2 protein-coding genes are annotated in these 6,978 nt (G+C 71.2%); both read left to right on the forward strand.

The features are described from left to right. On the forward strand, nt 1-2,828 hold a 2,828-nt coding region (locus ACIBK0_RS51560), incomplete at its 5' end, for a type I polyketide synthase (RefSeq protein ID WP_399097429.1). Nucleotides 2,829-2,910: 82 nt separating this feature from the next. Continuing rightward, nucleotides 2,911-6,978 (forward strand): type I polyketide synthase (locus ACIBK0_RS51565; protein WP_399097431.1); only part of this gene is annotated, 4,068 nt, incomplete at its 3' end.

The following is a 6,978-nucleotide window of genomic DNA, read 5'->3' on the forward strand; positions in this document are numbered from 1 at the left end:
TGCACGGTGCGCGTCTTGACTGGACGGCCATCCATCCCACCGGCCGGCAGATCGACCTGCCCGGCTACGCCTTCCAGCACACCCCCTACTGGCTGGAAGCCCCGGTGAACGCGGGCAACCCGGCCGCGCTCGGCCTGATGGACAGCGAGCACCCCTTCTTCGGTGCGGTCACGAGTCTCGCCGACGGTGGCACGCTGCTCAGCGGGCGTCTCTCCCTGCACACCCACCCCTGGCTCGCCGACCACGAGATCCAAGGACAGATCATCGTCCCCGGCGCGGCATTGGTGGAGATGGTCGCCGAGGCCGGGGCCCGGGTCGTCGCCGGCCGGGTCGAGGAGCTCACACTCCAGGCCCCGATGGTGCTGTCGGCAGCGGGTGGCCTGCGGTTGCAGGTGGCGGTCGGCGCGGTCGACGAGACCGGGCAGCGGCACCAGGTGCGGGTCTCCTCGCAGTCCGAGGACGCGGAGGACTGGGTCACGCATGCCGACGGTTGGCTGAGCGCAGCTGAAACGCAGGACGGCGCAGGCGAGTTGACGGTGTGGCCGCCGGAGGGCGCCGAGGCCGTCGAGCTCACCGACTTCTACCTCGGCCTGGCCGACACCGGTTACGCCTATGGGCCCGCCTTCCAGGGGGTTCGGGCGCTGTGGCGGCTGGGTGAGGAGTCGTACGCCGAGGTCGTCCTGCCCGAGGAGCAGCACGCCGACGCCCAGCGCTTCGGCATCCACCCCGCACTCCTGGACGCCGCCCTGCACCCCCTCGCCCACGAGGCCGTGTCGTCCGGCGATGGTCTCCAGTTGCCGTTCTCGTGGAGCGACGTGGTGGTGCACGCCACCGGGGCCACCCGGCTGCGGGTCCGCTGGAGCGCCGACGGGCGGATGACGGCCGTGGACTCCGAAGGGCACCTCGTGCTTGAGGTCGGCTCCCTCGCGCTTCGCCCGGCGACCGTCACTCAGGTGACGACGAACGGCGAGCTTCTCCAGGTCGACTGGGTGCCACTAGCGGTCGCCGAGACAGTCGCGGCGGCCGAGGTCGCCGAAGTGGGCGGCCTGGACGACCTGTTGGAGCTGGCGGAGGCGGGTCGGGTGCCCGACCGGGTGGTGGTGTCGGTGGCATCCCGTGACGGTGAAGCCGCTCCGGTCGCCGCTCACCGGATCGCCGCCGACGTACTCACCCTCGCCCAGCACTGGGTCTCCGACGAACGGTTCGCGGATGCACGACTGATCGTGGTGACGCACGGGGCCGTGTCCGTCCACGGCAACGACTCGTCCGCCGATCTCGGCGCCGCCACCGCCTGGGGCCTTGTCCGCACCGCCCAGTCCGAACACCCCGGACGGTTCACCCTGCTCGACCTCGAATCTCCCTACGCCATCCCGAAGACGGCACTCACCGGCGAGGACGACCAACTGGTCGTCCGTGACGGCCAGGTCCTCACACCACGCCTGGTGCCGCTGGCGGCACCGGCCCTCTCCGCATCCGGCATACAGGAACAGTCGCCGTTGGATGGGGAAGGCACGGTTCTGATCACCGGGGCCTCTGGCACGTTGGGCACTTTGGTGGCCCGGCATTTGGTCCGCGAGCACGGGATCCGGCATCTGCTGTTGCTCTCCCGCCGCGGCCTGGATGCTCCTGGTTCTGCCGAATTGGCTGCGGAGCTCGGCGAGTTGGGCGCCACAGTCACTCATGCTGCGTGTGATGCGGCCGATGCCCAGGCTCTGGCCGGCGTGTTGTCCGGTATTCCTGCGGAGCGTCCGTTGACCGCGGTGATCCATGCTGCCGGTGTTCTGGACGATGGTCTGCTGGAGTCGCAGTCCCTCGATCGTCTGGTTCCGGTGCTACGGCCGAAGGTGGACGCGGCCTGGAATCTGCACGAGCAGACGCGGGATCTGCCGCTGGCTGCGTTTGTGGTGTTCTCTTCGATTGCCGGTGTGATCGGTAATGCCGGGCAGAGCAATTACGCGGCTGCCAACACCTTCCTCGACGCACTGGCCGCGCACCGCCACGCGCAGGGGCTGCCCGCGCACTCCCTTGCCTGGGGACTGTGGGACCAGGCCAGCACGATCTCGGGAGAGCTCAACGACGCGGATCGGGCACGCCTGGCCCGCTCCGGTATCAAGGCCCTGCCCACCGCCGCCGGTCTGGCACTGCTGGACAGCGCCCTACGCACCGATGACGCCTTGCTCGTCGCGGCGGCTCTCGACCGCGCGTCCCTGCGCGCCGCCGACTCCGACTCGACGCCCTCGCTCATGCGCACCCTCGTGCCCCGTCGGCGACGCACCGCCGCCACCGCCACGGCACAGGCGCAGGGCGCGAACTGGGCTGAGACGGTACGGGCGATGGGGGAGCGGGAAAGGGAGAACGCTGTCCTGGACCTCGTGCTCTCCACAGTGGCCGCCGTGCTCGGACACGCGACGGCACAGGCCGGCCAGGCGGACCGGGCGTTCAAGGAGCTCGGCTTCGACTCGCTGACCGCAGTCGAGCTGCGCAACCGGCTCAACTCCGCCACCGGCCTGCGTCTCTCGGCGGCGCTCGTCTTCGACCACCCGAGCCCCCGGGCCATCACCGAGCACCTCACCGCCCAACTGGCACCGGAGGAGAAGCAGGTCGACGCGCAGACGGTCGCGGCCGAGTTCGACCGCGTGATGTCCCAGTTCGCGCAGGCGTCGTTCGACGACGAGGAACGGGCCTGGCTTTCCCGACGCGTACAGGAACTCGCGGTGAAGATCGGCGGCGACACGGGAGGCGACGCGTCCGCGCCGGGCGCGGGCACCGGGCTCTCCGAAGCGGCGTCGGACGAAGAGATCTTCGCCTTCATCGACAACGAGCTCTGAGGCACGCACAGGCTGCTGCGCAGCCCGAGCTCCGAGACATACCACCGAACTTGGCGTCAGCCACTCCGAAAGGCATGCCTTCATGGCGAACGAGGACAAGGTCCGCGAATATCTCCGGCGCGTCACGAACGACCTGGCCGAGACCCGTCAGCGCATCCGTGACATGGAAGCGAGGGAACACGAGCCGATCGCCGTGGTGGGCATGGCGTGCCACTACCCGGGTGAGGTGTCGAGCGCGGCCGAGCTGTGGGACCTGGTGGCTGGTGGCGTGGATGCCATCGGTGACTTCCCCACCGACCGCGGCTGGGACGTGGAGTCCCTCTATGATCCCGACCCGGAGACCGTGGGGACGTCGTACACCAAGTCGGGCGGGTTCCTCTACGAAGCGGCCCAGTTCGACGCCGAGTTCTTCGGCCTCAGCCCCCGCGAGGCCCTCGCCACGGATCCGCAGCAGCGGCTGCTCCTGCAGACGGCGTGGGAGACCTTCGAGCACGCCGGCATCGACCCGACGACCCTGCGCGGCTCACGCACCGGTGTGTACACGGGCGTCATGTACGCGGACTACGGAACGCGGCTGCGGAAGGCCCCCGGGGAACTGGAGGGATACCTGGTCACGGGCAGCACGTCGAGCGTGGCGTCGGGGCGGTTGTCGTACTCCTTCGGTCTTGAGGGGCCGGCGCTGACGGTGGACACGGCTTGTTCGTCGTCGCTGGTGGCTTTGCATCTGGCGGTGCAGTCGCTGCGCCGGGGTGAGTGCGACATGGCCCTCGCGGGCGGTGTGACGGTGATGGCCCGACCCAACACCTTCATCGAGTTCTCCCGCCAGCGCGGCCTGTCCGCCGACGGGCGCTGCAAGTCGTTCGCGGCGTCGGCGGACGGGACCGGCTGGGCCGAGGGTGTCGGGCTGCTGCTGGTGGAGCGGTTGTCCGAGGCGCGCCGCCGCGGGCACCGGGTGCTGGCTGTCGTGCGCGGTACTGCCGTCAACCAGGACGGTGCCTCCAACGGGCTGACCGCCCCCAACGGGCCCGCGCAGGAACGTGTCATCAACAGCGCGCTGACCGACGCCGGACTGACCACCACGGAAATCGACGCGGTCGAAGCACACGGCACCGGTACGCGTCTTGGTGACCCGATCGAGGCGCAGGCGCTGCTGGCCACCTACGGCAAGGACCGCCCCGACGACCAGCCGCTCTGGCTCGGCTCCCTCAAGTCCAACATCGGCCACAGTCAGGCTGCTGCCGGTGTCGGCGGGATCATCAAGATGGTGCAGGCCATGCGGCACGGCACCCTGCCCAAGACCCTCCACGTCGACGCGCCCAGCCCGCACATCGACTGGGAATCCGGCGCCGTACGCCTGCTCACCCAGCCCCAGGAGTGGAAGGACACCGGACGCCCCCGCCGCGCCGCCGTCTCCTCCTTCGGCGTCAGCGGCACCAACGCCCACGTCATCCTGGAGGAAGCCCCCGCCCAGGAGACTTCCCCTCATGACGCCCCCGCCCAGGACACCCCGGGCGAAGCCGCCGAGTCCCCGGAAACGACCTTCGTCCCCTGGGTCCTGTCGGCCCGCTCGGCCGAGGCGCTCCGTGCCCAGGCCCGGCAGCTGCACGACTTCATGGCGGCCGACGGCCGGCCGGGCCTCGCGGACGTGGGGCTTTCTCTGGCCACCACCCGCACCGTGTTCGAGCACCGAGCGGTGGTCGTGGCCGCACACGCCGACGCGTTCCTGGGTGCCCTCGACAGCCTGGCCGCCGGTGAGGCACCGGGACCCGGCGCCGAGGTCGCGCAGGGAACGGCCGGTGGCGAGGTGCGCCCCGTCTTCGTGTTCCCGGGGCAGGGCTCCCAGTGGGAGGGCATGGCGGTCGACCTCCTCGACACGTCGCCGGTCTTCCGGGAGCGCATCCACGCGTGCGCCGACGCCCTCGCACCGTACGTGGACTGGTCGTTGACCGACGTGCTGCGCGGCGTGCCCGGGGCACCGTCCCTGGAGCGGGTCGACGTGGTGCAGCCTGTGCTGTGGGCGGTCATGGTCTCGCTGGCCGCACTCTGGCAGTCGTACGGCGTCACGCCCGCCGCCGTGGTCGGCCACTCGCAAGGTGAGATCGCGGCCGCCGCGGTCGCCGGTGCCCTGTCCCTCGAGGACGCGGCCAAGGTCGTCGCGCTGCGCTCGCAGGCCCTGAAGGCCATCGCGGGCCAAGGCGGCATGGTGTCGGTGCCGCTGCCCGAGCAGGAGGTACGCGACCGGCTGCGCGAAAGCTGGGGTGAGCGCGTCGTCGTCGCCGCCGTCAACGGGCCCGGCGCGACCGTCGTGTCCGGCGACACCGAGGCCCTCGACGAGCTGATGGCCGCGTATGACGCGGACGGGGTGCAGGCGCGCCGGATCCCCGTCGACTACGCCTCCCACTCTCCCCACGTCGAAGCACTTCACGACGAGCTTCTGCGGTTGCTCGACGGCATCGAGCCGCGCAGTTGCGACATCGCCTTCCACTCGACACTGACCGGCGAACGCCTCGCCGACACCGCTGTCCTGGACGCCGAGTACTGGTACCAGAATCTCCGCCACACCGTCCGCTTCGCGCCCGTCGTGCAGGACCTCATCGAGCAGGGGCACACCCTGTTCGTCGAGTCCAGCGCGCACCCCGTGCTCGCGGTCGGCATCCAGGACGCGCTGTCCGCCGCGGGCCGCGACGGCACGGTCACCGGCACCCTGCGCCGCGGCCAGGGCGGACCGCAGCGCTGGCTCACCTCCCTCGGCACGGCCCACGTCGGGGGCGCTGCCGTGGACTGGGGCTCGCTGTTTCCGTCCGGTCGCCCGGTGGAGCTGCCGGGCTACGCCTTCCAGCGCACCGCCTACTGGCTGCAGGCGCCGACGGGTTCGGGCGACGCCACCGCATTCGGACTGCAGGACGGCGAACACCCTTTCCTCAGTGCCGTCATCGGCCTGGGAGAGACCGACGGCCTGCTGTTCACCGGCCGTCTCACCCTCGGTGCCCACCCCTGGCTGGCCGACCACGCCGTACGCGACCACGTCCTCGTACCCGGCGCCGCGCTGGTGGACATGGCCGCCGAGGCCGGGGCACGAATCGGTGCGGGACGGGTGGACGACCTCACGCTTCAGGCGCCGCTGGTCCTTCCGGCCTCGGGCGGACTTCGCCTCCAGGTGGCCGTCGGCGCCGCCGACGAGACCGGACGACACCCGGTGCGGATCTTCTCCCAGGCCGACGACGCGGACCAGTCGGACGGCTGGGTCATGCATGCGGACGGTTCGCTGGGCAGCGAGGACGTGGCTACGCCGGTGGTGGACTCGGCGGTGTGGCCGCCGGAGGGCGCCGAGCCGGTGGACCTGTCCGACTTCTACGCCCGCCTCGCGGAGGCCGGCTACGAGTACGGTCCCGCCTTCCAGGGCGTGCAGGCGTTGTGGCGCCGCGGTGGCGATACGTATGCCGAGATCGCCCTGCCCGAGGAGCAGCACGCCGACGCCCGGCGCTTCGGCATCCACCCCGCACTCCTGGACGCCGCCCTGCACCCCCTGGCCCACGAAGCGGTCACCACGGGCGGGGAGCTGCTGTTGCCGTTCTCCTGGAGCGACGTGGTGATGCACGCCACCGGAGCCACCCGGCTGCGGGTGCACTGGACCACCGACAGGCATCTGACGGCCCTCGATGTCCAGGGGCAGCCGGTGCTCGACGTCGGCTCCCTCGCCCTGCGCCCGCTGGGCGACGGTCTGGTGGCGAGCGGCAGGCCCACGGACGGCGAGCTGCTCTGCGTCGAGTGGGTGCCGGTGGCGGCCGCCGAGACCGTCACGGCTGGTGAGGCCACTGCCGAAGCGGCGGGACTGGACGGTGTGTTGGAGCTCGCGGAGGCGGGTGAGGTCCCGGATCGAGTGGTGGTGTCGGTCGCCTCGCGTGAGGGTGAGACTCCTCCGGCGGCCGCTCATCGTGTTGCCGCCGAGGTGCTTGCGCTGGCGCAGCGGTGGGTGTCGGACGAGCGGTTCGCGGATGCGCGTCTGGTCGTGGTGACGCGCCGTGCCGTCAGCGTCGGCGATGACGATGCTCCCACCGATCTGGGTGCCGCCACGGCGTGGGGTCTGATCCGTACCGCGCAGTCGGAGCATCCCGACCGGTTCGTGCTGGTCGATGTCGACGACGTGGGG

The sequence above is a fragment of the Streptomyces sp. NPDC050564 genome (genome assembly GCF_044457265.1).
In the GTDB taxonomy this organism is placed as follows: domain Bacteria; phylum Actinomycetota; class Actinomycetes; order Streptomycetales; family Streptomycetaceae; genus Streptomyces.